The sequence below is a fragment of the Flavobacteriales bacterium genome, assembly GCA_016704485.1.
Taxonomy (GTDB): Bacteria; Bacteroidota; Bacteroidia; order Flavobacteriales_F; family PHOS-HE28; genus PHOS-HE28.
The window spans coordinates 1,199,107-1,224,319 of record JADJAA010000002.1 but is presented as its reverse complement, the minus strand read 5'-3'; the positions used below and the strand labels follow the sequence as shown (position 1 = coordinate 1,224,319).

24 protein-coding genes and 1 pseudogene are annotated in these 25,213 nt (G+C 49.1%); 11 read left to right on the top strand and 14 right to left on the bottom strand.

Translation table 11 applies throughout. The annotated features are described in order from the left end of the window. The first annotated feature begins 105 nt into the window (after positions 1–105). A complete protein-coding gene (locus IPF95_16395; protein ID MBK6476265.1) occupies positions 106–456 on the top strand; it encodes a hypothetical protein in 351 nt (116 codons plus the stop codon). Positions 457–512: 56 nt separating this feature from the next. Here the strand turns inward: IPF95_16395 and IPF95_16390 are convergent, their stop codons facing one another. From IPF95_16390 to IPF95_16375, 4 genes are all read right to left on the bottom strand, one after another. Further along, positions 513–809 carry a hypothetical protein gene (locus IPF95_16390; GenBank protein ID MBK6476264.1) on the bottom strand — a complete coding sequence of 99 codons (297 nt, stop codon included), beginning with the start codon at positions 807–809 and terminating at the stop codon, positions 513–515. Positions 810–918: 109 nt separating this feature from the next. Further along, the gene (locus tag IPF95_16385) at positions 919–1,899 is read right to left on the bottom strand and encodes a glycosyltransferase family 9 protein (protein MBK6476263.1); all 981 of its coding nucleotides are present in this window, start codon (positions 1,897–1,899) and stop codon (positions 919–921) included. Positions 1,900–1,945: 46 nt separating this feature from the next. Further along, positions 1,946–3,235, bottom strand: a complete 1,290-nt coding sequence (locus tag IPF95_16380; GenBank protein MBK6476262.1) for an HlyC/CorC family transporter — start codon at positions 3,233–3,235, stop codon at positions 1,946–1,948. Between the two features lie 119 nt (positions 3,236–3,354). Beyond that, complete coding sequence (locus tag IPF95_16375; protein MBK6476261.1) at positions 3,355–4,173, bottom strand: 2,3,4,5-tetrahydropyridine-2,6-dicarboxylate N-succinyltransferase; 819 nt, start codon at positions 4,171–4,173, stop codon at positions 3,355–3,357. A gap of 97 nt (positions 4,174–4,270) precedes the next feature. Here IPF95_16375 and ruvX point away from each other — a divergent pair, with 97 nt between their 5' ends. The 4 genes from ruvX to IPF95_16355 all read left to right on the top strand — a co-directional run bounded on the left by ruvX (position 4,271) and on the right by IPF95_16355 (position 6,597). After that, the gene (gene ruvX / locus IPF95_16370) at positions 4,271–4,693 is read left to right on the top strand and encodes a Holliday junction resolvase RuvX (GenBank protein MBK6476260.1); all 423 of its coding nucleotides are present in this window, start codon (positions 4,271–4,273) and stop codon (positions 4,691–4,693) included. Between the two features lie 147 nt (positions 4,694–4,840). Further along, positions 4,841–5,422, top strand: a complete 582-nt coding sequence (locus tag IPF95_16365) for a peptide deformylase (protein ID MBK6476259.1) — start codon at positions 4,841–4,843, stop codon at positions 5,420–5,422. Next, a complete protein-coding gene (locus tag IPF95_16360; protein ID MBK6476258.1) occupies positions 5,419–5,982 on the top strand; it encodes a tetratricopeptide repeat protein in 564 nt (187 codons plus the stop codon). The genes IPF95_16365 and IPF95_16360 overlap by 4 nt, the downstream gene beginning before the upstream one ends. Before the next feature lie 6 nt (positions 5,983–5,988). Next, positions 5,989–6,597 carry a thioredoxin family protein gene (locus tag IPF95_16355; protein ID MBK6476257.1) on the top strand — a complete coding sequence of 203 codons (609 nt, stop codon included), beginning with the start codon at positions 5,989–5,991 and terminating at the stop codon, positions 6,595–6,597. Positions 6,598–6,624: 27 nt separating this feature from the next. Here the strand turns inward: IPF95_16355 and IPF95_16350 are convergent, their stop codons facing one another. The 4 genes from IPF95_16350 to IPF95_16335 form a co-directional block, all read right to left on the bottom strand. Continuing rightward, positions 6,625–7,905 (bottom strand): dihydroorotase, encoded by a 1,281-nt coding sequence (locus IPF95_16350; protein ID MBK6476256.1) that lies wholly within the window; start codon positions 7,903–7,905, stop codon positions 6,625–6,627. Between the two features lie 3 nt (positions 7,906–7,908). Next, positions 7,909–9,948, bottom strand: a complete 2,040-nt coding sequence (locus tag IPF95_16345; GenBank protein MBK6476255.1) for a BatA domain-containing protein — start codon at positions 9,946–9,948, stop codon at positions 7,909–7,911. A gap of 142 nt (positions 9,949–10,090) precedes the next feature. After that, positions 10,091–10,870 (bottom strand): TIGR02757 family protein, encoded by a 780-nt coding sequence (locus tag IPF95_16340; GenBank protein MBK6476254.1) that lies wholly within the window; start codon positions 10,868–10,870, stop codon positions 10,091–10,093. 5 nt (positions 10,871–10,875) lie between these two features. Continuing rightward, entirely contained in the window at positions 10,876–11,655 is a 780-nt protein-coding gene (locus IPF95_16335; protein ID MBK6476253.1) for a DUF4412 domain-containing protein, read from the bottom strand. Between the two features lie 436 nt (positions 11,656–12,091). Between IPF95_16335 and IPF95_16330 the strand changes: the two are divergent. The 4 genes and pseudogenes from IPF95_16330 (at position 12,092) to IPF95_16315 (ending at position 15,208) form a co-directional block, all read left to right on the top strand. Next, positions 12,092–12,857, top strand: a pseudogene (locus IPF95_16330) (IS5 family transposase). Positions 12,858–12,898: 41 nt separating this feature from the next. Continuing rightward, positions 12,899–13,837, top strand: a complete 939-nt coding sequence (locus IPF95_16325) for a hypothetical protein (GenBank protein ID MBK6476252.1) — start codon at positions 12,899–12,901, stop codon at positions 13,835–13,837. Next, a complete protein-coding gene (locus IPF95_16320) occupies positions 13,816–14,826 on the top strand; it encodes a DUF288 domain-containing protein (protein ID MBK6476251.1) in 1,011 nt (336 codons plus the stop codon). The genes IPF95_16325 and IPF95_16320 overlap by 22 nt, the downstream gene beginning before the upstream one ends. A 232-nt stretch (positions 14,827–15,058) precedes the next feature. Next, positions 15,059–15,208 (top strand): hypothetical protein, encoded by a 150-nt coding sequence (locus IPF95_16315; protein ID MBK6476250.1) that lies wholly within the window; start codon positions 15,059–15,061, stop codon positions 15,206–15,208. A 711-nt stretch (positions 15,209–15,919) separates the two neighbouring features. On the opposite strand, the gene IPF95_16310 is transcribed toward IPF95_16315, so the two are convergent. The 6 genes from IPF95_16310 to IPF95_16285 all read right to left on the bottom strand — a co-directional run bounded on the left by IPF95_16310 (position 15,920) and on the right by IPF95_16285 (position 22,207). Further along, positions 15,920–16,156, bottom strand: a complete 237-nt coding sequence (locus tag IPF95_16310) for a hypothetical protein (GenBank protein MBK6476249.1) — start codon at positions 16,154–16,156, stop codon at positions 15,920–15,922. A 12-nt stretch (positions 16,157–16,168) separates the two neighbouring features. Next, entirely contained in the window at positions 16,169–16,861 is a 693-nt protein-coding gene (locus IPF95_16305; protein MBK6476248.1) for a hypothetical protein, read from the bottom strand. Between the two features lie 81 nt (positions 16,862–16,942). Beyond that, entirely contained in the window at positions 16,943–18,280 is a 1,338-nt protein-coding gene (locus IPF95_16300) for a delta-60 repeat domain-containing protein (protein MBK6476247.1), read from the bottom strand. A 38-nt stretch (positions 18,281–18,318) separates the two neighbouring features. Next, the gene (locus tag IPF95_16295) at positions 18,319–19,950 is read right to left on the bottom strand and encodes a delta-60 repeat domain-containing protein (GenBank protein MBK6476246.1); all 1,632 of its coding nucleotides are present in this window, start codon (positions 19,948–19,950) and stop codon (positions 18,319–18,321) included. A 76-nt stretch (positions 19,951–20,026) separates the two neighbouring features. Continuing rightward, positions 20,027–20,674, bottom strand: coding sequence for an ABC transporter ATP-binding protein (locus tag IPF95_16290; GenBank protein MBK6476245.1), 648 nt, complete (start codon positions 20,672–20,674; stop codon positions 20,027–20,029). A 255-nt stretch (positions 20,675–20,929) separates the two neighbouring features. After that, complete coding sequence (locus IPF95_16285) at positions 20,930–22,207, bottom strand: mechanosensitive ion channel (protein ID MBK6476244.1); 1,278 nt, start codon at positions 22,205–22,207, stop codon at positions 20,930–20,932. 210 nt (positions 22,208–22,417) lie between these two features. Here IPF95_16285 and sucC point away from each other — a divergent pair, with 210 nt between their 5' ends. Further along, complete coding sequence (gene sucC / locus IPF95_16280) at positions 22,418–23,608, top strand: ADP-forming succinate--CoA ligase subunit beta (GenBank protein ID MBK6476243.1); 1,191 nt, start codon at positions 22,418–22,420, stop codon at positions 23,606–23,608. Between the two features lie 59 nt (positions 23,609–23,667). Beyond that, positions 23,668–25,167 (top strand): acetyl-CoA carboxylase biotin carboxylase subunit, encoded by a 1,500-nt coding sequence (accC, locus tag IPF95_16275; protein MBK6476242.1) that lies wholly within the window; start codon positions 23,668–23,670, stop codon positions 25,165–25,167. The last annotated feature ends 46 nt before the right edge of the window (positions 25,168–25,213 follow it).

Here is a 25,213-nt window from a genome sequence, read left to right as displayed (position 1 = left end):
TACTTCCCAACTTATGAATCTTTCGATGAGCATTTTAGGCCAATAATTGAAACTGAATGGCCGATCGATTGGCTAGATGACACGGGAGGAGGTTATATACAGATAGTGGCATTTCCTAGCAGTTTTGTGGATGCTTTGGAAGTGCGTGATCCTGACTTTGTAAATGTGCCCGAATGCGAATGGAGGGATCTAGGCAATGCTGCAGCTGATCGTTTGTACGATCGGCTTCACGAAGATGAAAACGAACCAAAGCGATTTGATCTAAAACGAAGAGGCGAAAGAATTCGACTTAATTTCCGGATAGGTAACGCAGGGTTAGGAATGAAGTCCAAATGGCCTGGTCCACGATCCTGGGGTAATATGGGTTTTGATGCCATGGTAACCTATGAAGATCTGGAGGTATTCTTGGACCAACTAAAAGTTGAAAGAGAGGTGATCGTTATGATCAAAAGCTGATCAACTGCCTGTGTTTCATGAGTTCGATGTGGATCAGGTTTCTCGAGCAGAATTGATTAGTTTTTTCTTCCGCGAACCAACGTCAACAACGCATCACCCATCCCTTTTTTGATCACGATCAGATCTTCTTTCTTGTGCAGGGTTAAATAGGTGCGACCTATCGTAGTTGGGTCATGCTTCAGGATCTCTGCAGTGCTTCGGATCATGCGTTCAGCAACTAGTCCGGCAGCTTCAAGTTTTCGCCATGAAATGCGGTTTTGTTCCATGAATTCTTCGAGAGCTACACAGCCCTTTGCCGCTAAGGCTATGGCCTTGTTTTCACGGGCCTCGAAGAATTCGAAGGTTAGGCACATGTGATTGTACTTTGGTGCTTCATTTTTATTTCTATTGCACCGTAAAGGTCGACCCAATGGGTCGACGGTACGGGTGCGCTTTACCGATCTGGTGCAATTTTCTGATCATCTAAGCGTCTGATCGCACCGCACTCACATCGATCTTCAACGCACACTTAAAATGTTCTTCCGGACATTGCTTGTAGCCGTGCAGTCCACATGGTCGGCAATTCAATTCCAACTTGGTTTCTACGATCCTGCCATTATCGCGCAGCGGGCCAAAACCAAATGCGGGTACCGTACTGCAGAATACCACAGTGACCGGAGCATTCATGGCGCTTGCAATGTGTAATGGCGCACTGTCATTCACGTAGTTCATCTGCGCTTTTTCCATGAGCGCGGCGGTGCTTAAAAGCGAGATTTTTCCGGCTACAACAATACCATGTTGGGCTTCCTTGGATATGCGTTCACAAAGTGCAACGTCACTTGGTGCGCCGATCAGGTACACAGTCTGTTCAGCTGGAAGTTGTTCGATGAGTTCGATCCATTTTTCCGCTGGCCATTGCTTGGTGAACCACACGGAGGCAGGTGCAATGCAGACGTAGGAGGATACGCCGCTGGTCAGTTCGATTACGGTGTTCCGGTCTTTCTCAGTTGGATATAAACAGGGTAGGGGCCGTGTATCATCGGTCAGGTGTGCGATCAATTCGTTCAATCGATCCACTTCATGCCGACCATCGCCGATGACGTGCTTTATTTTCTTGTAGTAAAAAAAACTTAGCGGATTCTTGTCGTAACCGATGCTCGCTTTACCGTGTGCCAGTAAGGTCATTAATCCGGTGCTGAAGAAGCGTTGCGCATTGATGATGTGATCGTATCGCGTGCGCCGCAATGATCCGATCAACTTGAACAATGCACGCGTTTTGCCTTTGCTCTTATCCCAAACATGCAGTTCGTTCAAGAACGGATGTTCGTTGAACAGCCCATCGTTTCCTTTGCGCACCACAAGATCCAAACGTGCTTCAGGATAGGTCGCGTGCAGCTTTTCCAGGATGCTCGTGACCAGAACGGCATCGCCCAAAAAGGCGGTCTGTATGATCAGGATATTCATACTGTCATTCTCGGTCGCCGAGCGGAGTCGAGGTGCCGAGGTGCATTCATTCTACTTCTCCTTCGATCAACGTGATCATTACTTTATCGATCCGGTTGCCATCCATATCCATTACTTCGCCGATGAAGTTGGGTTCCGTGACCTGGTCACCAACGATCGGAAGCCGTTCCAAATGATTCAGGAAGAAGCCAGCCACCGTTGTGTAGGCATTGTTGTTCTCCTCAAGCAGATCCTTCCCTAAGTAGTGGTTCAGATCACCGATCAACACTTGGCCGCCGACCAACAGCGATCCATCGGCGCGTTTTACGATCTCCGGTGTGTCGTCGTCATCTTCATCCGGTAGATCGCCCATGATGGCTTCCGTTAGGTCATGCAATGTCACCATGCCCTTAAGCTGACCGTGTTCATCGATCACCAACGCCGCGTATTGCTTGCTTTTCTTGAATTTGTTGAGGATCGTGAACGCCGGAGTGCTCTGCGGAACGAAAATGGGTGGCTTAATGATGTCCGTTAGTTTGAATCCCGGTTGGTTGAATCGATCGAGCAGATCACGGATGGACAGTGTGCCGATGACCTCATCGATCTCGCCATTACAAACAGGGAACTTGCTGTGGTGGGTGTCTTTCACCTGAGCGATGATATCAGTTAAAGGATCATTGCTATCAACCCATTCCAGGTCGTTGCGATGGGTCATTAATGTCTTTGCTACTTGGTCATTGAAGCGGAAGAGATTGTGCAATGCCTCCGATTCTTCCTTATCCAACACGCCTTGCAGATTCGCCGTGCGGATCATGGATCGCAGTTCTTCTTCACTCACGCGATCTCCATTGCCTTCGCTGATGGGCAACAATTTCAGCAGTAACGCGGTGGATCCAGAGAATAACTTTACGATCGGAAAGGTCGCTTTCGTGAACACGTTGATGATCGGAGCAACGAACAGCGCGATCTTTTCCGGGTCGTTCAATGCAATGCTTTTCGGAACCAGCTCACCAACAACAATGGTGAAATAGGTGATCCCGCCAATGACCAATACCAGTGCAGCTTTGTGCGCGTACGGTGCGATCAACGGCCAGTTGTTGAAGACCGTCTCTAAATTGTCCGTGAGTGCTGCACCGCCATAAGCACCTGCAACAATACCGATCAGCGTAATGCCTACTTGAACGCTGCTGAGAAACCCTTCCGGATCAGCAAGTAACTTCAGAATGGTCTTTGCACGACCGGAACCCTGATCCGCCAACGATTGGATGCGACTGGCCTTGACGCTTACCAACGCGATCTCACTCAATGAAAAGAAGCCGTTCAATAATGTAAGCAGGCCAATAATGAGGATCTCCATACCAAGGGCAAAGATGGGTGTATTTTGAACAAAGTATTGAGTACATGGTACAGAGTAACTGGTACCGAGTATGCTATAAAGTACGCTGTACTCGGTACCCAGTACTCTTTACCAAAGATCTAAACAGACACCCCGTGTTCCCGCAAGGCATCGTTGAGTGATGTTTTCTTGTCGGTGCTCGCTTTGCGCAGGCCAATGATCAATGCGCAGGGCACACCGAATTCACCTGCCGGAAATTGCTTTGGAACCGTTCCTGGAATAACAACTGAACGTGGCGGGATATAGCCTTTGGATTCTTTTGGTTCACTACCGGTAACGTCAATGATCCGTGTACTTGCCGTAAGCACCACATTGGCTCCCAACACTGCTTCCGTGCCTACGCGAACGCCTTCTACCACGATCGCGCGGGATCCTATGAATGCACCATCCTCAATGATCACCGGAGCAGCTTGCACAGGTTCCAACACGCCACCAATGCCCACGCCACCACTCAAATGCACGTTCTTGCCGATCTGTGCACAACTGCCCACAGTAGCCCAAGTATCCACCATGGTTCCTTGGTCCACGTACGCACCGATGTTCACGTAACTGGGCATCATGATCACGCCGGGTGCGAGATAGGCGCCGTACCGTGCAACGGCATGGGGAACCACGCGAACGCCAAGCTTTTCATAGCCACGTTTCAGTTCCATTTTATCATGGAATTCAAGCGGTCCAGCCTCGATGGTTCGCATTGCACGTGTTGGGAAATACAGGATCACGGCCTTTTTTACCCAATCATTCACTTTCCACTTCTCGGCTTCGCGCGAAGTGCTAGGTTCTGCCACGCGCAGCTCGCCTTTGTCCAGCAATTCGATCACATGTTCTATGGCCTGTATCGTACCTCGCTCCTTTAAAAGCGACCGGTCCTTCCACGCTTTTTCGATCTCCTGTTGCATTGGGCGAAGATATTGCCCTTCGGGAATTTTGAATGATGAATGAAAAATGTAGAATTTTCAACGGGGAGCCTGCCGTGAGCTAGCTACTTTCGCCGGTATGTCGCGCATTGTTGCTCTGGATCATGGCCTTAAACGCACTGGAATCGCAGTTACGGACCCGCTACGCATAATTGCAACAGCTCTGGAAACGGTTGCTACGTCAGAGGTTCTGGCGTATTTGAAGGCCTATCTCGCCAAAGAATTCGTGGAGGGCTTCGTTATCGGCCTGCCAATGGGCTTGAATGGGCTGCCTACGGATGCTACTGCCGGAGCGGAAAAGTTCATTCAGCAATTGAAAAAAGCGTTTCCGAACCAGTGGGTCGAGACGATGGATGAACGATTCACCAGTAGAATAGCGCACGAGACCCTACTCCAAAGCGGTGTTAAGAAAATGGCCCGCAGAGATAAAGGCCAACTGGACCGCATCAGCGCGACGATCATTCTGCAAAGCTGGATGCAAGGTGGTGGGAAAAGGGTGTAGCAAAGGCTAAGTGATCACTGGTCTTGAGTACAGGGTATTGAGTTGGCCAACTCTTTACTCAATACCAGTTACTCAATACCCTATAAACCTAAAAACGACAATCGGTAGCTGCCTTTGTGAACAAGGAATTAACTTTGCAACACGACCATGATACTACCAATACGCGCCTATGGCGACCCTGTGCTGAAGAAAATGACACAGGACATTGAACCGGATCATCCGGGATTGAAACAACTTATTGCAGATATGTTTGAGACCATGTACGCCGCAAATGGTGTTGGTCTTGCGGCTCCGCAAGTGGGTCTTGGCATCCGCATGTTCATCGTTGATGCTTCTCCGTTCGCGGAGGATGAAGATGGTAACCCGACAGATGAGGCAAAATTGAAAGACTTCAAGAAAGTGTTCATCAACCCCTATATCGTTGAAGAAGAAGGCGAGGAATGGCCGTTCGAGGAAGGCTGTCTGAGCATCCCGAACATTCGCGAAGAGGTGTTCCGTGAACCACGCATCGTTCTGCAATACCAAGACGAGAATTTCAAGGAATACGAAGTCGAGTTCGATGGCATGGCGGCGCGTGTGATCCAACATGAGCATGACCACTTGGATGGCATTCTCTTTACCGATCGCTTGAAACCCCTGCGCCGTAGATTGCTCAACGGTAAGCTCCGCGACATTTCTCGCGGCGATACCGAAGTGAAGTACAAAATGCGTTTTCCCGTCACGAAATGAAGAACTTGAAATTCGTTATTGCTCCTCTGGCCTTTTCATTGCTTATAGCATGTGGTGGCGGGGAAGAGACCGCGAAGGATGGAGTGGATCCCAAAGCCGCCGAAATGGTAGGGCGTATTTCCACAATGGAAGATACGTTGTTCAAGAGCGTGGCCTTCAATGCACGCAGTGGGCAGGAGTTGCTTGATGTGTACAAGGCTTTCGCAAAGGCATATCCGAAGGATGAAAATGCGCCGGAATATTTGTTCCGGGCAGCAGGGTTATGCTCAAAGGCCATGGGCGATCCGGAGCAGGGTATCAAACTATATGACCGCATCATTGTCGATTACCCCAGCTGGAAACGTTTGCCCGATACGTACTACTTGAAAGCCTTCACGATCGATACGGAGCTGAAGCAGAAAGGGGAAGCACAGAAGGCCTATCAACAAGTGATCAATTTGTATCCGGATCATCCATTCGCAAAGGATGCGCGGCAAATGATGGAGTATTTGGTGTTGACCGATGAGGAGTTGATCAAGAAGTTCGAAGCGATGGAACAAGCCGCGAATGCAGGAGAATAGAAATTGATGGAAGCACGAAGCAAAGAGCACTCGATCGACCTGAAAGCTTACGCTAAGAAGGGCCTATCACACGATACCTACCGCGCTGAATTCGATAAAGCCGTAGCCGAAGGTCGTGTACTGGGGCCGCCTGGTGGTGGCTATGGAGCCGATTATACCAAGTTGAATCTTGCACGTACACGTCGCTTGGAAAAGACATTGAAGATCGATGACGAAGCAAGAGCCATCATGGCGAATGCAACACCTCAAACATGGATCGTGCTTACGGAGGTTTGGTGCGGTGATAGTGCGCAATGCCTACCCGTTATCAACCAGCTGGCCGAGCTATCACCAGCGATCGACCTCCGCATTTTTCCACGCGATGAACATTTGGAGTTGATGGATCAGTACCTTACCAATGGCGGGAGGAGCATACCGAAATTGATTGCCATCGACGCTGGAACAGGTGAAGAATTGTTCACCTGGGGACCTCGACCCAACGCTGCCCAAGCACTTGTGGACGCTAAAAAAGCAACTCTGAGCAAAGAAGAATTGGCAGAAGCACTACATGGCTGGTACAATACCAATAAAGGCCAGGATGTTGTGACCGAGATCGCGGCATTGATCAGCGGGTGATCTGTAGAATTCGAACTACGAACCGCTTCAGCTTCGCATGATCACTTGCCCTTGCGCAATGATCCCCAACGCTCGCCCGGTGAAGCGTTGACCGATGAACGGCGTGTTGTGGCTCTTGCTTACGAGATCCGTTTCCGCACACGTCCACTCCAACTCGGGGTCGAATAGGGTGATCTCGGCTTGCGTGCCTTCGGCGATATGGATCGCAGGTGAACCAAGAACGGCGCGCGGACCAACTGTGAACCGTTCAATGATCCGACGCAACGAGGTGCGCCCTTTCAGCGCGGTATTCGCAACCGCAAAACAGGTCTCTAAGCCAATGATACCAAAGGATGCCGGTCCGAATTCAATGATCTTGTGTTCGCGATCCTCCGGGCGATGATCGCTAACAATACAATCGATCGTGCCATCCTTCACACCATCCCGAAGCGCTTCGATGTGCGTGATGTCGCGCAAGGGTGGCATCACCTTGTAACGCGTCTCGAAACTACGCAAGCATGCATCATCCAGGAATAGGTTATGTGCTGCGACCGATGCCGTAACATGCAGTTGCCGTGCTTTAGCCTGGCGGATCATCCCCACACTGCCTGTGGTGGAGATCGTGGCCACGTGCAAATGTCCACCTGCGTATTCCAAAAGCTCCAGATCACGTGCTAGTTGGATCGTTTCGGCCATCGGCGGTATACCCTTCAGCCCAAGTCGTGTGGACATTGTGCCTTCGTGCATCATCCCGTTCAGGCTCAGATCTGGATCATTTGGGAACACCATGATCGGTGGTTTGATCCCCGGCAGACCGTTGGCATATTGCAAGGCCAAGAGCATCAACCTGCTGTTGCGAACGGTATGTTGATCATCACAATACGCGACTGCACCCGCTGTGCGTAGATCGTGCAATTCCGCCAACTGTTCGCCCTTCAACCCTTGCGTTAACGCACCCACTGGAAGTACCTGCACAACATGGCCATTTGCGCGACTCAGCAAATTCGCTACGCCGCTGCTTTTATCCATTACCGGATCAGTGCTCGGCAATACCGCCACGCGCGTGAACCCACCAGCAGCGGCGGCATCCAAGCCGTTGCGTACACCTTGTTTCCATTCTTCACCGGGATCGCGGAAATGTGCCCGTAGATCCACCCAGCCCGGACTGGCATGCATGCCCTTCACGTGGATCTCTTCACCCATTCCTTTTGGAATTCGCGCAGCGATCTTGGTGATCGTGCCTTTTTCAATGCGAATGTCGATCTCCTTTTCGTGATGCGGACCACCAGGGTCGATCACCTTTACTTGGCGCAGAGTGACAGGTTTCATCGCTTATTTCAGGTATCGGATCAGGAATACTTCAGCAGCTAAGAAAAGCAATGCGATAAAGATGAACCATTTCCACAGTTTCCGGCCTTGGTCCAACTCGTTCAATTTCAAGCTCAGATCCGATGTGCCCGTATCCAATACGGTGTAGCTGGTGAGTCCCTTTTCGGTCAACAGCGCTTTTAATTCATCCACGCTGTAGGCGCTCAGGTCGCTTTCTCGGCGCGGAAGGTCCAGTGCCAAGGTCATCAGCGTGTCGTTACCACTAACAACCGCATACGGTCCGGGAGGTAGATCCTGATCGTGCAAGGCAATTGCTGTGTTTCCAGGTGTTCTGCGCACTTCCGGGACAAGGTCGATGTTGTTCGGTCCTTTCAAATGAGGCACTGCGTCGCCTTTGAATTCGATGCCTTCCAACGGGATCAGCACTTCTTCGCCAAGCGTGTGATACAATGCACCCATCGGACGGCTCAATTCCGCCATACGCAACAGCGAGGTAAGGAAGAATGCATGGTGCGTGAAGTTGCCCGAGCTTTCTGCCAAGGGTGTTGCGCAGAGGTATATGGATCCACGTCCTTGTTGTGTACGCGATAGGTAAGCGGTGCCGTCCTGTAAACGCAAGAGCACATCGCTTCCCGGCGCCGGACGAATGCTCCAACGCTCGCGCACTATTGGTAGGTCAACGTTGCGTTGCATGGTCTCGAAGATGTCCCGGTAGAAGGGTTTGTCCAGATCGATGCGATCCACCTTTACGGTAGCGGTATCCATTCGGGAAGGAGGGGAGGCGCCGAATTGGCCGAAGAGTCCGGCATAACTGCTCGGGTCACCATTAGACGGTGGAAATACAGCAACACTGCCGCCGTTCTCCACGAAGGTGCCCAACGCTTGCACAAGGCCACTGGCCACTTCCGGCAGCGCATTCAAGATCACAAGGTCCTGCCGCGCCAAGGATGAAAGATCCAACGAGCGCATGGCCTGTTGTGTGAAAATGTGCAGGCTGTCACCGCTGAAAACATCGGCCACCGACTTATCACTTTCGGCATTGCCGCCGCTTACCAGGAGCACGCGCAACTTGTCGATCACACGGTAACTGATGTACATGCGGTCATCGAACGTGACCGGACGATCATCGATCGAGACGAAGCCCCAGTGGTTACCACCTGCTTCACTCGAAAAGCGCAATGTCGTATCCACAGTGGCGCCACCAAGTATACTGAAACTGGCCAAGGCGCGCTGGCGATCGTTGATATCCAACCGCAACGGAACGTTGACCAATTCCTGCTCGCCATAATTCTGCAAGCGAACATGAAGGATCTCGCTTTGTCCCACGCGCCGCACAGGGCTATCGAACCACACTGAATCGATGCTGAGGTTATCCGGTGAGGCACTTGCCAATGGCGCGATCACAGTATGTATAAGCGTGTCGTTCGTCCAATTCTCGATATCCGTAACACTGCGTTGTAGGTCTGTGAACAGGAATGCGCGAGTAACCGGAGCGTCGCTCTGGCCAAGGGCTTCACGTTGGCGAGCCATCACTTTGCTCAACGGCCGTGCATATGGACTGACATCCACTTGTGAGGCCGCTTCCAAGGCTTCATCCCGACCCAACAGCACTTGTTGTTTTCCTTCGAAACGCCCCGTCAGTAGCTGAAAACGATCTGTAGCGCTATACGCCATTACAGCATCCTGTGCGCCTTTGCGGGCTTGGTCCAGTAACCGTCCTTGGGCGTTCTGGCCGTCCATGCTGTAGCTATCATCCACATACAGCGATACGGCGCGTTGCCCGGCGACAACGTTCGTATTCGCGCTAGGGATATAGGGTTGCGCAAAGGCAAGGACCAAACTTGCTAACGCTAACAGTCTTGCCAGCAGTACCAACCAATGCTGCACCTTTTTCCGGGCGCGCGTTTGTTGCGTGATCTCCGCCAAGAACCGAACATTCGGGAAATCGATCCGCTTGAACCGCCGTAGCTGGAAAAGATGGATAAGCACCGGGATCGAAAGAGCAGCAAGCGCCCACAAAAAGGCCGGGTGCAGAAAGGACATGGGCGCGAAGATAATAGGGAGATGTGGTCGATCAGGTGATCAGAAAATCAGAAGATCAGATGATCAGATGACGGCTGGTTGGGCTAGTTAAAAATCTTTGATACATACTCCCTGTGTGCTCCTTTGTTGATTGCGGTAATATTCAATTCCCCTTATCAACCCCCATCCCGAACAGCGCAATGTCATAACGCACGGGATCCACCGGGTCGAACTCCCTCAAACGTTCAGTGAGTTCCAACACCGCTTTCAGATCATCCTGCTTACGGTGCAGCAATCCAAGATCGCGACCAACACGACCGGTATGAACATCCAACGGAACAAGCAAAGCTGAGGTAGGTATGCGTTTCCAATGTCCCATATCAATACCGCGATCATTGGGGCGTACCATCCACCGGAGGTACATGTTGATGCGTTTGGCATTGCTGCCTTTGGCTGGGTCGGCTACGTGTTTTTGTGTGCGCCGTTCATGTGCCGGTTCAAAAAACCGTTGCTTGAACAGTGCGATGCCTTCTGGTGCTGACCAAGGCATTGGTTTTTCTTTGGTAGGCGTAGGAAAGAACGCATCCTCTAATCCGCCGTAGCGTGTGTACACGTGGCGTAGCCCCAAGATGAAATGCCGAAGATCAACGCCGTTGAACGTGCGGTGTACGAACCGATCGAGTGTGCTCAGGTCCTGTTCCGTTGCATTCATGACGAAAGCATGCGGGGTACGGTCCATCAACTCGACGAGCTTCCAAGCGTTATTGATGATGGTCTTGCGTTGCCCCCAGGCAATTGTAGCGGTGAGGAACCCGATCACTTCAGCATTTTTGCGGTCACTGAATGTGCGTGGCACTTGGATGGGGTCATTCTCAATGAATTCCGGACGGGCATACCGTTCGTAGGCTTCCTCGAGAAGATCCTTGGTATTCGCGATCGACATGGGGCTCAGCGGCCCATCATGCCCGGCAATGCCATCGGCAGTTCCACAACTTGATAACCGTCCAAGCTGAATGTACTCGCTGGTGGTTCACCTAAGTTGAACTCTCGGGTAACGCCTTGTGTTTTTTCGTTCGTCTCGGCATCCACCATCTCGAATTCCATTGGGAATCCTGTGATCTGCCTGTCGTCATACTTCAACGCAGAGACATTCCCGGAAGCGATGTTGTTCGTTAGATCCGTGAACGGTACCGCAACTCCCTTGGCCATCCAGCCCGTCCATGTGCCTTCCTTGCTTTTGGCAATGACCTTTGAACAAACATGACCATTGATCGTCTTAGTTTCATTGGTCACAGTGACATCCGTCTCCGATCCATCTTTTTCAGCATCAGGTGTTTCCTTTATGTTGATCTTCATTTTCGGGGTCTTCATTGCGGTCTTTTTCCCGTTGTTGTCCGTCATCATCATATACTGCCACTTGTTCTTCAGGTCGGTCATCATGGTCATTTCTTGACCCTTCATTTCCGCCGCATCCATGCGTATGGAGGTCATTTCCGCGTTGCTGGCATAGTGAATGGACATGGTCTGTGGCTTTTCGGTCTTCTTATCCATGGTGGTGATGTCCATAATGAAATCGCCAATGAATGTGTTGGGTACAAAGGGTGAATCATCCTTTTCGACCACCGGCATGCCAGCGCCGGTATACTGTTCAATGAGCGCTTTTTCCGCGTCAGTTTGAGCGACGGTGATCGTTGAAATCAGGAGTGTAGAGAGGATGAGTGTACGCATTTCGAAAGATTTATTGAATTGGTAAAGTTAATACGTTCTGTCGGATTTAGACGAATTGATGGATGTGATGGGTTCTCAAAGGACACAACTCCTAATGGATTACATGGATAGCTACTATGCTGAGTAGCGTAAAGGTTCGCCGTAACCGATCTGGAGCATTACTGACATCACGAGTATTAGCTCGTGCTTGGTATGATTACGGCTTTTTTGGATTGGTGATTACGTAACACTACCAATGGTCTTCGTGTATGCGAAACCAAACTTTCAATCCACAATATTTACATTTACCACTTATCGTTGTTCCAATAATAGTGACTAGAAGGAATCTCAAAAATAAGCATTGCCTAAGTTATCTATGAACACTGGGCTTTGATCAACTTTTTAATGTTCCAGTTGATCTTCTTCTTTGGCGCAATGTACTTCGCTAAGAAAAGCGATGGACATCAGCGACAAGCAATGGGAAGTGTTGGAAAAACCGCTTACAAGTATTTTTCATAAGAGCGAAACACGTGGCAGGCCCAGACAAGATCCACGTGCGGTGCTTAACGGGATCTTGTGGATATGCCGGACCGGTGCACCATGGGCAGATCTACCTGGCAGATACCCGCCATACCAGACTTGCCATCGGTACCACAAACACTGGTGCAAGAGCGGTTCTTGGGATAAACTGCTGCATGCTCTTGCATCGGATCTACGCGATCGAGGGAAGATCGACATTACCGAATGCTTTATCGATGGCACCTTCGCAAGTGCCAAAAAAGGGGGCTTGTGTTGGACCTACTAAGAAAGGGAAAGGCACCAAGATCATGGCAGTCACAGACGCTGTTGGTATTCCTCTCACCGTACGGGCCTTTAGCGCCAGCACCCATGAAGTAAAGCTAGCCGATAGGACGATCCGTTCGTGTGCCATAAAGCCCAAACGTGTGATCGCCGACAGGGCGTACGACAGTGACAAACTAAGACGCACATTGAAGAAACGCGGAATCCAACTGGTATGTCCGCACAGGAGTAACAGAAAACGACAAGTGCATCAAGATGGACGGGAATTACGGCGCTACAAACGCCGCTGGAAGGTCGAAAGGTTGTTCGCGTGGTTGTTTAACTCGCGCCGTACATTCGTTCGGTATGAATACCATGCAGACCTCTTCTTAGGCATGGTGCAGTTGGCTTGCGTAATGATAATTCTCAAAAGTTATTTTTGAGATGGCTTCTAAGGCAAAGGAAATTCTTAAACGACATTAAAATGAGCAAAGTAGCATTGATAATAATATATAACCACCAATTTAATCAAAATATTGAAGTAATAGAGAAGCTTTACAAGGATAGGTTTAGAAACATTTATCACTTAGTGCCTTTCTATACTGGTAATAGGGAAAATGTAATTTCTGTTTACGAATGTTCGTTATATTTTCAAGGGTATGTCACACAAGGGATGAAAAGTTATTTTAGAGAAGAATATATTCATTATTTTTTTATTGCAGACGATTTGCTTTTAAACCCTGTGATCAATGAGTATAATTATGCTGAATGCATCAGGTTAACCGCTAAAACATGTTTCATTCCAGGTTTTATTACCTTGCATGATCCGGGGTTCTGGTGGTCGAGAGTTGGTGACGCATATCATTGGAAATTAAAAGCGAATGGTGTGGAAGCTGATGGTGAACTTCCTGACTATGAGCATGCGTTAACCAAATTTCAGCAATTCGAGTTGTCAATAGAACCACTTCGATTTAGGCAGATCTGGAAAACTCCGAATAAATTAAAGGACTGGATCAAACCATTTTTTGGTCGTGGAAGTTTGAAGCACTGTAATTTTATTCTGAATTATTTAAGAAGTTCTGATGCGAAATTTAATCTTTCTTATCCAATTGTTGGTAGTTATTCAGATATTTTTATTATCGATTCAAATTCGATAAAGCAATTTTGTCACTATTGTGGCGTATTTGCCGCAACTCAGTTATTCGTAGAAGTGGCGATACCCACTGCTATGGTTTTGGTAGCCAAAGAAATAGTTACTGAAAATGAGCTAAAGCTTAAAGGCAAGGCGCTTTGGACTAAAGAAGAATATATGGAGCTCGATAAGTTTGATAATGAATTGCAACAATTACTTGATCATTTTCCAAGTGATCAACTTTATTTGCATCCGGTTAAGTTATCAAAATGGAACACAAGCCTAAGATGAGTTACATAGTGATAACTTCGATTTTTGATCCAACGGAATCAGTTGTTGCGTTTTCTAAACAGAAGGGTCGTCACCTAATTGTCGTTGGTGATAGGAAAACACCTAAGAACTGGTTTTGTAAGAACGTCACCTATTTACCTCTGGAAGTGCAAGAAAGTAGTGGCTACGAATTAGCCAAAATCCTTCCTTTTGATCACTATTCCAGAAAAATGATAGGTTATTTGAAAGCAATTGAATTTGGGACGGACCTTATCATCGACACTGATGACGATAATTATCCAAAAGTTAATTGGGGCTTCCCCGATTTTGAAAATAAATATGATTGTGTTGAGGGAAACAGAGGATTTGTAAACATATATCAGCTATTCTCCAAGGAGAAAATATGGGCAAGAGGATTACCATTGAGCCTGATCTTGAAGAATTTCGAACTGGAGAAAGATTTGGTGTCCAATATTTGCAAGGTTGGTGTTTGGCAGGGACTTGCAGATCAAGATCCTGATGTAGATGCAATATATCGATTGACGAATGGTGCGCCATGTTATTTTGAAGATCGAGAACCAGTCGTGTTGGGAATTGGGACCATTAGCCCTTTTAATTCGCAAAACACAATTTTCAGGAAGGAATTATTTCCACTACTTTATCTGCCTAGCTATGTAACTTTCAGGTTCACTGACATCCTACGAGGATTGGTAGCTCAACCGATCATGTGGTTATATGGATATCAGCTTGGCTTCACGAATGCATCTGTTGTTCAAAAAAGAAACGCTCATGATCATATGAATGATTTCATTTCGGAGATTCCAATGTATCAACATTCGGAAAGCGTAGTTGACTTGGTCGCAAATTCCATTATTAGAACAGAGGACATAAAGAATAACCTTTACAGAGCATATTCGGCACTTTTGAAGGAAAAGATCATTTGCGATAAAGAAATGGTTACTCTGGATGCATGGTTGAAAGACATAGAGCAGAAAACAATTGATTACTGATCTAAGGGAGGAACCCATATGTTCATTTGTGTCATAAGGTGAAAGTGATAAGCTGTTTGACCTTTAATAACTTGCTCTGTTCTATTGCTACCACATCTTTGCGAATCTTGTTACCGCGATGCACCAAATGCTATTCGACTCTATGGATATTGTGGTTTTCCTTCCGTTGGTCTTCATCTTTCATGGGTGGGTGTAGGGTAAAAGTGTAATACGCCCCAGTGCTATTTTATTGTTGGCGAGTTATTTGCTCTATGGCTGGTCGGATCCAGGTGTACTTATTCTTATTGCATTCAGCAAATTGGTGTATTATTTTGGTCCTGGACCAGAACTAAGACCGATCAAGGTGAAGGCAAGTACGTACTTTGGACCACTCTTGCCCTAAACTTGGGTCTCTCTAGCCTTTTTTAAGTATACCAATTTTTCCAAGAAAATTTTGTTGAGGCTTTCAATCTGCTAGTCGGGAGTTTTCATGTTGGAAGGTTGAATATCATCCTTCCGGTAGATTTTAGCTTTTACACAGTTCCAAACTGTGTGTTATAGCTTCGAGGCGTATAAGAGCAAATTGCAACCAACGTACGATATGATTGCCTTTGAGGCGTATGTGAGTTTGTTTCCATAGCTAGTCGCTGGGCCCATCCAACGTCCCAGTAATCTGTTATCTCAGCTCAGGGAGTTGTGCCTGTTCAACTAAGCATTTGCTGTCAATGGGGGTCGCTGCAAATGCTGTGGGTCTATTTATGAAAATGGTATTAACGGACAATTGCGAGATAGATGTGGATCACGTTTTCTCGAATAATGTGGAGTGCAGCGGAGCAACATTAGTTCTTGGGATTTTCTATCGCGTAATGCAGTATTCGGTAATTATTTCGGGTATAGCGATATCGCCATCGGCTGCATTCTGCTATTCGGTTTGAACCTGATGAAGGATTTCTCGTTTCCGTGTTTTTCACTATAAAGTCCCCCGTTTTGTCAGTATTGGTGCTTCTCGCTCACGACATGGTTCCGGGAATTTGTTTTCTTCCCCATTGGAAGCAGCCATGGGAAAATGCTAATTCTAAATCTAGTCATTATTATCATCTTTCTGTTGTGTGGCTCATTGCACGGTCTGGCATTTCGTGCTACTGCTGCGGATCAAAAGTCCGCTGGAAAAATCCAAGAGCGTGCTGAATATCAGCAAGAATAAAAAACGCCAATCCCAACAGGAATAGAAAAAGTAGCTCGCAAGCAAAAGCATCCCGTTCTGCAACCGCAAATTGCCCTTCGTGACGAACCAATACAGCAGAAAGACAACAGGGTAGAAGAACCAGAATTCGATCGCCGAGAAGAGCATGGTCCTATGCGATCAATTCAAAAAGGGTTCGAGCACCTTCGCCCACAGGGCATAACCCTCCGCGTTCAAATGGATCTGGTCATAGACCAATTCGCTGCGGATCAGACCATTCTGTTCAACGGTCGCATACATGTCGATGAATGTAACACCGTGTTCATCGCAGATCGGCTTCAATAGTGCATTGCTTGCGATGATCGCATACGCGAAAGAGGGCTCGCGTGTTGGTAGAATGGCGTGTACGAAAAGTGGAACAGCGAGGTAGCGTTCTTGAAGGATGTTCAGCAATTGTTCCATGCGTTTCCCAACATCTTCAGGATTAGAGCCGTGGAAAATATCATTCACTCCGGCCATGATAAAGATCTTCTCCGGTGTGTTACCAAGATCGATCCTTGCCTGACCATCGATAACCTGATCCAGCTTGCTGCCAGAGACCCCTAAATTCAAGATCTTCTTATTCGGAAAAAGATCGTTCAACGGGAACATCTCAACGTGGCTGTCGCCAAGGAACAGGATCGTATGAGGTTCTATCTTCATGGTCGCATTCAGCGCAGCCCGCCCTTCGATCTGCGGATCAACATGATCATTGAATTCCACTTTTCGGTTCTGATCCCGCACAACGAACCACACATTGAACCCAATGCTGCACAGTAAGATGACGATCAGCAAACGAAAGATCGAACGGGATGGCGCTTTCCATGCGGACATTGGCCGGAAAGGTAGGGGGAATGACAAGATCAACCTTTTGATCAAGGGTAAAAGGGAAGTTCCCAGCTACTGACAATAATTTTAGGGAAGCGGTGCAGCAACGGTAGCCGTAGGTGTCGTACCACCGATACTTTGCAAGATCCGATCGCGGTCGTTGCCTGTGCCAGTATAGCGCACAACGCCATCCATGTTCACATCTTCTGCCCAATACCCGGTTACCGAGTTTGTAGGCACCACACCGCCTATGCGTTGCAGGATAAGGTCGCGGTCGTTGTTGGTGCCCGTGTATTGAACAGTTCCGTTGAAGTTGACATCGCCTGTGACAACGGTCATGGTGCCACCCACATTTGTCCGTGAATCATTGTCATAGACTTGGGTGGTCGGATGTGTGAAGTCCACGTTAGCCACCGCACCACCGAATGCTACTGGCGTGCTGGGGGAGAGCATAACGGGCAGGTGGTTCCGCGAAAGCACAGCAACGCAATAATTACCTGCGGCAAGTCCTGAGAAGCCCACAGTACTAACTCCATCGAGGTCCACGACATCACCATCGCGTTGAAGGAGTACCGCGCGGCTTGCGGCTACCGTACTCGGCGAAGTGGCTGGGCGCATTTCCACGATTACCCAATCGACGATGGCGTTGTTGCCGGTGGCAGATAGAACGTTGGAACCGATAGTTGCTCCTGGGTTGAACACTGGTCTGCTGTAACCCATTGTGGTGAATGGTTCCGTGAGCGGGAAGGAGGGTAGGGTGCGTAGGGCATCGTTCATCGAACTACTGGTGTATGGGCCATCCAGGAAGACAGATGTTGCTATGGATGGCATTGTGGAAGTACCGTGCAGACGAGCTATACGGTTGCGGCCGGTGCCGTTGAAGGAGGTGAGATCACCGCTGATCAGGATCTTTCCATCGGGTTGTAAGTTTACTTTTCGAATTGCGGCATTACTCCCCGGACTTGAATTGAAATTAGGGTCCACGGAACCGTCAGCGAACAACCGAGCAATTCGGCTACGCGACAAACCATTAATACTTGTGAAATTTCCACCAATAACAATTCTTCCATCTGGTTGAAGACCAATGGAATTTACTACTGCGTTGGCACCTGTACCGATCGCAAAACTTAGATCCAAACTTCCGTTGCTGTTCACACGCACAAGGTTTCCAGTTGGTGTTCCATTATAACTGGTAATTCCACCTCCAATTAAGAATCTGCCATCAGCTAGTAAAACGGTCGACATTACAACACTACTAGTTGATGTGCCTGGATCGAAACTGCTATCCAAAGAACCGTTCATGTTCAACCGGGCCAAGTTGATCCGGCTTGTTCCGTTGTAACTACTGAACAACCCTCCGACCAAGATCCGCCCATCGGTCTGTATACTTAGCGTTCTCACCCACCCGGCAGAATTGATTCCCACTCCCTGGTCAAAGGTGCTGTCAAGTGTACCGTTCGGGTTCAATCGTACCAAGCCACGTCGCGTGCCGCCATTGTATGTTCCAAATAAACCACCGAGCAGGATCTACCGTCCGTTTGCAGTGCAGCGCATAATGCAGAAGATCCAGGTCCCGTGCCTGGTGTGAATCCTGGATCTAAACTTCCGTCCGTATTAATTCTAATTATGTTATTGCAGGCTATGCCATTATACATGTCAAAATTCCCGGCAAGTATGATCTTTCCATCGGGCTGAACAACTATATCGTTTACCCAATTGGTTGGGATGCCGGTACCTGGGTCGAAGCTTGTATCCAACGTGCCATTTGCGTTCAAGCGTGAGATCCTATTCCGACTATAACCTTGATAACTTGTAAAAAGACCTCCAATTAGGATCTTGCCATTAGGTTGTATTGCTGAAGTATAGATCAGGCCATTTGCAGCATTCCCAGGATTAAAAGTTCCATTAAGGCTGCCATCTGCGTTTAATTTGGCGATACCGCTAGGACCAGTTGAATTGTAAGATCGGAAATAGCCACCAATAAAGATCTCTCCATTGGTTCGAACGGCGATCGATAGTACATAATCATCGGCGCCAGTTGCATTCCCGAAGCCTGCGTCCAGAGTTCCATTCGCATTCAAGCGGGTTACCATTTTACGGGGTGTGCCGTTATAGGTAATAAAGTCGCCGCCAATAAGGATCTTGCCATCAGCTTGGACCGCAGTTGAGTAAAGTGTTCTATTCGTTCCCAAGCCTGGATCAAAGCTCGCGTCAAGCCCCCCATTCGCATCTACGCGGGCTATTCGCATTCGCGTAGTGCCGTTGTATCCGGTGAACTGACCTGCGAACAGGATCTTGCCATCTGTTTGAATACTGATCGACTGTACGTTCGGTGTGTAAATTCCAGCATAGGCGAGCCCCGTACCTGGATCGAAGCTCGAGTCCAGACTGCCATCCGTGTTACAACGAGCAATGCGACTTCGTCCTGTCCCGTTGTACGTCGCAAACTCCCCGCCCATCACCACCTTTCCATCTGCTTGCAATGCGATCGAGCGAATGATGTTATTGGCCCCGGATCCGGGATCGAAGCTTGTATCCAACGCCCCATTCACGAGAAGTCGGGCGATGCGGCCTCGTGGTGTCGCATTGAAGTTTGTGAATTCCCCTGCAATGACCACGCCCCCATCGGGTTGCAAAACCAATTTGAGTATCGGGGCATCTGCTCCAGATCCAGGATTGAATGCTAAGTCCAAGCTCCCGTCGGCGTTCAATCGTGCTATGCGGTTTCGGGCAACGCCGTTGTAACTGGTAAAATCCCCTGCAATTAGTATTTTTCCGTCAGGCCTTAAAGCCATGGTCCGAATAATATTGTCGGCACCAGTGCCAGTAATGAACCCGGCGTCCAAAAGCCCATCCACATTCACACGCCCAATACGGCCAAAAGGTTCTCCATTGTAAAATGTGCCTGAACCTCCGATCAGCACCTTTCCATCAGACAAAGGAACTACCACGTTAACACCTCCCGTGCCGTCACCCCTGCTGAAACCAGCATCACCAACGTTGAATGTAGGATCCAACGCCCCATCCTGAGCCGCGCCTGAAATGCTGAATGCCGCAAGGCATATCTTCGTGAACAACAGTTTTGCACGGATCATGTTAGTTATGGATCGTTGCTGCAAGATAGACGATGCTACCTATTCAGGGTTGCCGCAAGCCATGGTATTATTCGCCTCACATCACCCCGTCCTTCATCACCAGTCGTCGATCGGCCATGCCCGCCAATTCCTCGTTGTGCGTAACGATCACGAAAGTCTGGCCCAGTTCCGTGCGCAGATCGAAGAATAATTGGTGCAATTCTTTGGCATGTGCAGAGTCCAAGTTTCCGGATGGCTCATCGGCTAATACCACGCTGGGGCTATTGAATAGCGCACGCGCTACGGCAACGCGCTGCTGCTCGCCGCCGCTAAGCTGTCCTGGTTTGTGTTGAACACGGGCAGAAACATTCAATCGTTCCAGTAATTCCATTGCTCTTGGGGTGCAAACACTGATACTCCGTCCAGCGATCAGGCCCGGCATCATCACATTCTCCAACGCCGTGAATTCCGGAAGTAAATGATGGAACTGGAACACGAAACCAATGTGCTTGTTCCGGAACGCGCTGAGTGCCTTGGTCCCTAGCTTGCTCACGTTCTCGCCGTTGATCTCCAGCGTGCCGCTATCCGCACGTTCCAGCGTTCCGAGGATCTGCAAGAGCGTTGTCTTGCCTGCGCCACTGGCACCAACGATGCTTACCACTTCGCCAGCTGAAACGTGCAGGTCAACACCTTTAAGTACTTCGAGGTCGCCGTATTTCTTGCGGATGGATGTAGCGCGGATCATGGTTGCAAAGGAAAGGGAATACGGATCAGAGGATCAGAAAATCAGATGATCAGAAATTAGACAATAGCAACACTCGCCCGGACGTAGAGGTGTCAGCACAACTCGCCCCGGCTTTGTGAGTTCAGCTGATCGCCGGGTCCTCAATCCAGGATCATCTTGTATCATGAACATCAGCGTCATGAGCGTTCCAACTCTTAAGACCATGAAGACGCGTCATCAACTAATTAGTAGATCGATCGTATTAGCTAATTAAACCTACGGTTTCCCCATATTCCGCATATCATCCGCAGCGGGTTTCTCGAACACAACCACATGGAAGTACTTGGTGCTCGCCAACAAATGATCGAAAATGTCGGCCATGATGATCTCATAGGCCTCCCATTTCGTGGTCTTGGTGAAACAATAAAGTTCTATGGGTAAACCAAGTTCGTTGGGCGGTTGTTGCCTTACCATACGCGTCATGTTCCTATGGATCTGATCGTGATGTTCCAGGTAGAGGTCCACATATTTCCTGAAAAGACCAACGTTGGTGAGGTTCCGCCCGTTCACCATCACACTGTTGTCCACATTATTAGCTGCATTGTACACGCGCAATTCCTCGCGCATTTTTTCGATGTACGGTTTTAGCAGTTGTATGCGTTCCAGTTCCTTGATCTCGGCCTCATCCAAATAGCGGATGCTGTTGATCTTGATCAGGATGCTACGCTTGATCCGTCGACCACCGCTCTCTTGCATGCCACGCCAATTCTGGAAACTATCCGAGATCAATGCGTAGGTGGGAATGGTCGTTATCGTCATGTCCCAATTGGCCACCTTCACGGTCGTTAGATTGATCTCGATCACATCGCCATCCGCACCGAACTTGGGCATCGTGATCCAATCCCCTACACGCAGCATATCGTTGGTACTGATCTGAATACTGGCCACGAACCCGAGGATGGTATCCCTGAAGATCAACAACAATACCGCGGAAGCGGCACCCATGGCGGTCAGAAAGGTCAATACCGATCGGCCTGTCAGCAGTGAGAAAATTAAGATCCCTGCAACGAAATAGAGCACCAGCATGGCCACCTGCACATAGCTATCCAGCGGCTTATCGCGGTAACTTGGGCTATCACTCAGTGTATCGCGTCCGGCATGGAGAACGGCTCTGATAATGCGTACGAAAAGGACGATGAACGAAAACGCGATTATGCGCTTAACGAACGGGATGAATTCAGGAAAGTCGCTGAATATCAATGCTATTAGCTTGTAGGCTAGGATCAACGGGATCACACGGGCAACGTAGCGTGGAACACGGTTATCTACTAAACGATCATCGAAATGTGTAACCGTCTTTTTGCTGAAACGCTTGAATGTCGAGGTCAGTGCCCAATTGAGCAGCTTTGAGAGCAAAGCCATTACAATGAAAACGATAATGGAGCCTAGCAGGGGTACGATCCAGATCGTATTCTCCGGCGAAAAGCCATTGCTGATCAACCACATGTTCAGTTTACCGAACACCGTACCATAACCGAGGATAGTTACATTCATCGAAGGTCGCAAAGCTAACAGCTAGGCAATGGTTGGTCGGTTCCATAGGGCGATGGATATGGCTCGGTTGGTCCTGATAGTTCCTGTGCGAGCTTTACTTCACTGTTGGCCTGTTGAAAAGCTATCCGCGAAATAAAATTGGTGAGGATGTACATTCGCACCGCTTCCCGCATTCGGAAGCGCTCATATCACCATAGAAGCAAGAACCGCATGAATCTTCACGAGTATCAAGGCAAGCAGATCCTTTCACAATATGGCGTTCGCGTACAGCGCGGTCTGGTGGCCTATAATGCTGATGAAGCAGTTGATCAAGCCAAGCGATTGAGCCAAGAGACGGGCACAAAATGGTGGGTAGTGAAAGCGCAGATCCACGCCGGTGGACGCGGAAAAGGTGGTGGGGTAAAACTTGCAAAGAGCATCGACGAAGTGCGCGAAAAGGCAAATGACATCATCGGTATGATGTTGAAAACGCCGCAAACCCCGCCACAAGGAAAAAAGGTGAACAAAGTGTTGATCACGGAGGATATGTATTATCCCGGTGCCAGCGAGCCCAAGGAATTCTATATGTCGGTGTTGTTGGATCGAAGCAGTTCACGCAATGTGATCGTGTACAGCACGGAAGGTGGCATGGATATCGAGGAGGTTGCGGAACATACACCGGAGAAGATCCAGAAAGAATTCATCGATCCGCGCGTTGGCCTGCGTCCTTTCCAATGTAACAAGATCGCTACGAACTTGGGCCTGACGGGAACGGCTAAAAAGGAGATGGCCAAATTCGTAACGGCTTTGTACAATGCTTACGAGGGTAGCGATGCGGCCATGTTCGAGATCAATCCGGTACTGAAGACCAGTGATGATAAGATCGCTGCCGTTGATGCAAAAGTGCGATTGGATGGTAATGCACTTTACCGCCATCCGGATTACGTTGAAATGCGCGATAAGACGGAAGAAGATCCGATCGAAGTTGAAGCAGGTGAAGCAGGATTGAATTATGTGAAGCTGGACGGTAATGTGGGTTGCATGGTGAATGGTGCAGGTCTTGCTATGGCCACCATGGATATTATCAAGCTAAGCGGTGGTGAACCTGCCAATTTCCTTGATGTAGGTGGCACAGCAGACGCAGCACGTGTTGAAAAAGCATTCCGGATCATCCTGAAGGATCCGACAGTAAAGGCAATTCTTGTGAACATCTTCGGTGGCATCGTTCGTTGCGACCGTGTTGCGCAAGGCGTTGTGGATGCTTACAAGAACATCGGCGATATCAACGTGCCGATCATCGTACGCTTGCAAGGAACCAATGCTGTTGAAGCAAAGGAACTGATCGACAAAAGCGGCCTGAAAGTGCTTAGCGCGGTAGCCTTGCAAGAGGCTGCGGATCGCGTGAAGGAGGTGCTTGCGTAATAGGGATCTGACGAGCGAACAATTAGAAGATCATCTGATCCGCTAATATTCTGATCACTATGGCCAAGAAACGATCCATTAAGAAACTCTTGATCGCCAACCGCGGTGAGATCGCTCTTCGCGTGATGCGCAGTGCTCGCGAAATGGGCATCAGCACTGTTGCGGTCTATTCCGAGGCGGATCGCAATGCGCCTTTTGTTCGGTTCGCCGATGAAGCGGTGTGCATTGGTCCAGCACCAAGTAAGGAGAGTTACCTGGTCTTCGAGAAGATCATCAAGGTCTGTAAGGATCTGAAGGTGGATGCCGTGCATCCGGGTTATGGGTTCCTGAGCGAGAATGGAGCTTTTGCAACAGCACTTGAAGAAGCCGGTGTGATATTCGTTGGCCCAACGCCTTATGCCATGAAGGTGATGGGTGATAAGCTCGCGGCTAAAGAAGCAGTTAAAGGCCATGGTGTGCCGCTGGTACCCGGTACGGATGGCGCTGTTGGTAGTTTGGAAGAAGCCATGAAAGTGGCCAAGACCATCACTTTCCCCATCTTGATCAAAGCCGCTGCCGGTGGTGGGGGAAAGGGCATGCGCATCGTGGAAAAGGAAAGTGAACTGAAGGAAGGTCTAGAACGCGCGATCAGTGAAGCTGTGAATGCCTTCGGCGATGGTAGCGTGTTCATTGAGAAGTACGTTGCTGGTCCGCGACACATTGAAGTGCAGGTGCTAGCGGATATGCACGGAAATACGGTGTATGTATTCGAGCGGGAATGCAGCATTCAACGAAGACACCAGAAAGTGATCGAGGAGGCACCAAGTGCTGTACTTACTCCCGCTTTGCGTAAAAGAATGGGTGAGGCCGCAGTTAATGTGGCGAAAAGCGTGGATTACACCGGTGCAGGTACAGTGGAGTTCCTGCTGGATGAGCGTATGGAGTTCTACTTCATGGAAATGAATACACGTCTGCAAGTGGAGCACCCCGTTACGGAGATGATCAGTGGACTGGATCTGGTAAAAGAGCAGATCAAAGTCGCTCAGGGGGAAGCGCTTTCCTTCAACCAGGAAGATCTGAAGATCCAAGGGCATGCGATCGAAGTACGCGTGTATGCTGAGGATCCTGCCAACAACTTCCTTCCTGATATTGGTAGGTTGAACACCTATCGTCCTCCGCAAGGCCCAGGTGTGCGCGTGGATGATGGCTTTGAAGAGGGTATGGAGATCCCGATCCATTACGACCCCATGATCGCTAAGTTGATCACCCATGGAGCTACGCGTGAGGAGGCTATCCAGCGCATGGAACGTGCGATCGATGATTATGCCATTTCCGGGATCGAGACCACATTGCCGTTCTGCCGCTATGTCATGGGGCATGAGTCTTTCCGCAGTGGCAATTATGATACCCATTTCGTCCGCGATCATTTCAAACCTACTGACCTTGAGGGAAAGGATCCCGGAGAACAGGCAGCGGCTGCCCTAGTAGCAGCGTCCATTTATCAGGAACGTACACAACGGCCATTGCCAATAGGCCAGCATTCCCACGGCCAAAACCCGTGGAAACTTAAGCGGCGCTAGTTGCGTACAATTGGAATAATGGTCCGGAAGTTGCGTTTACCTTCAT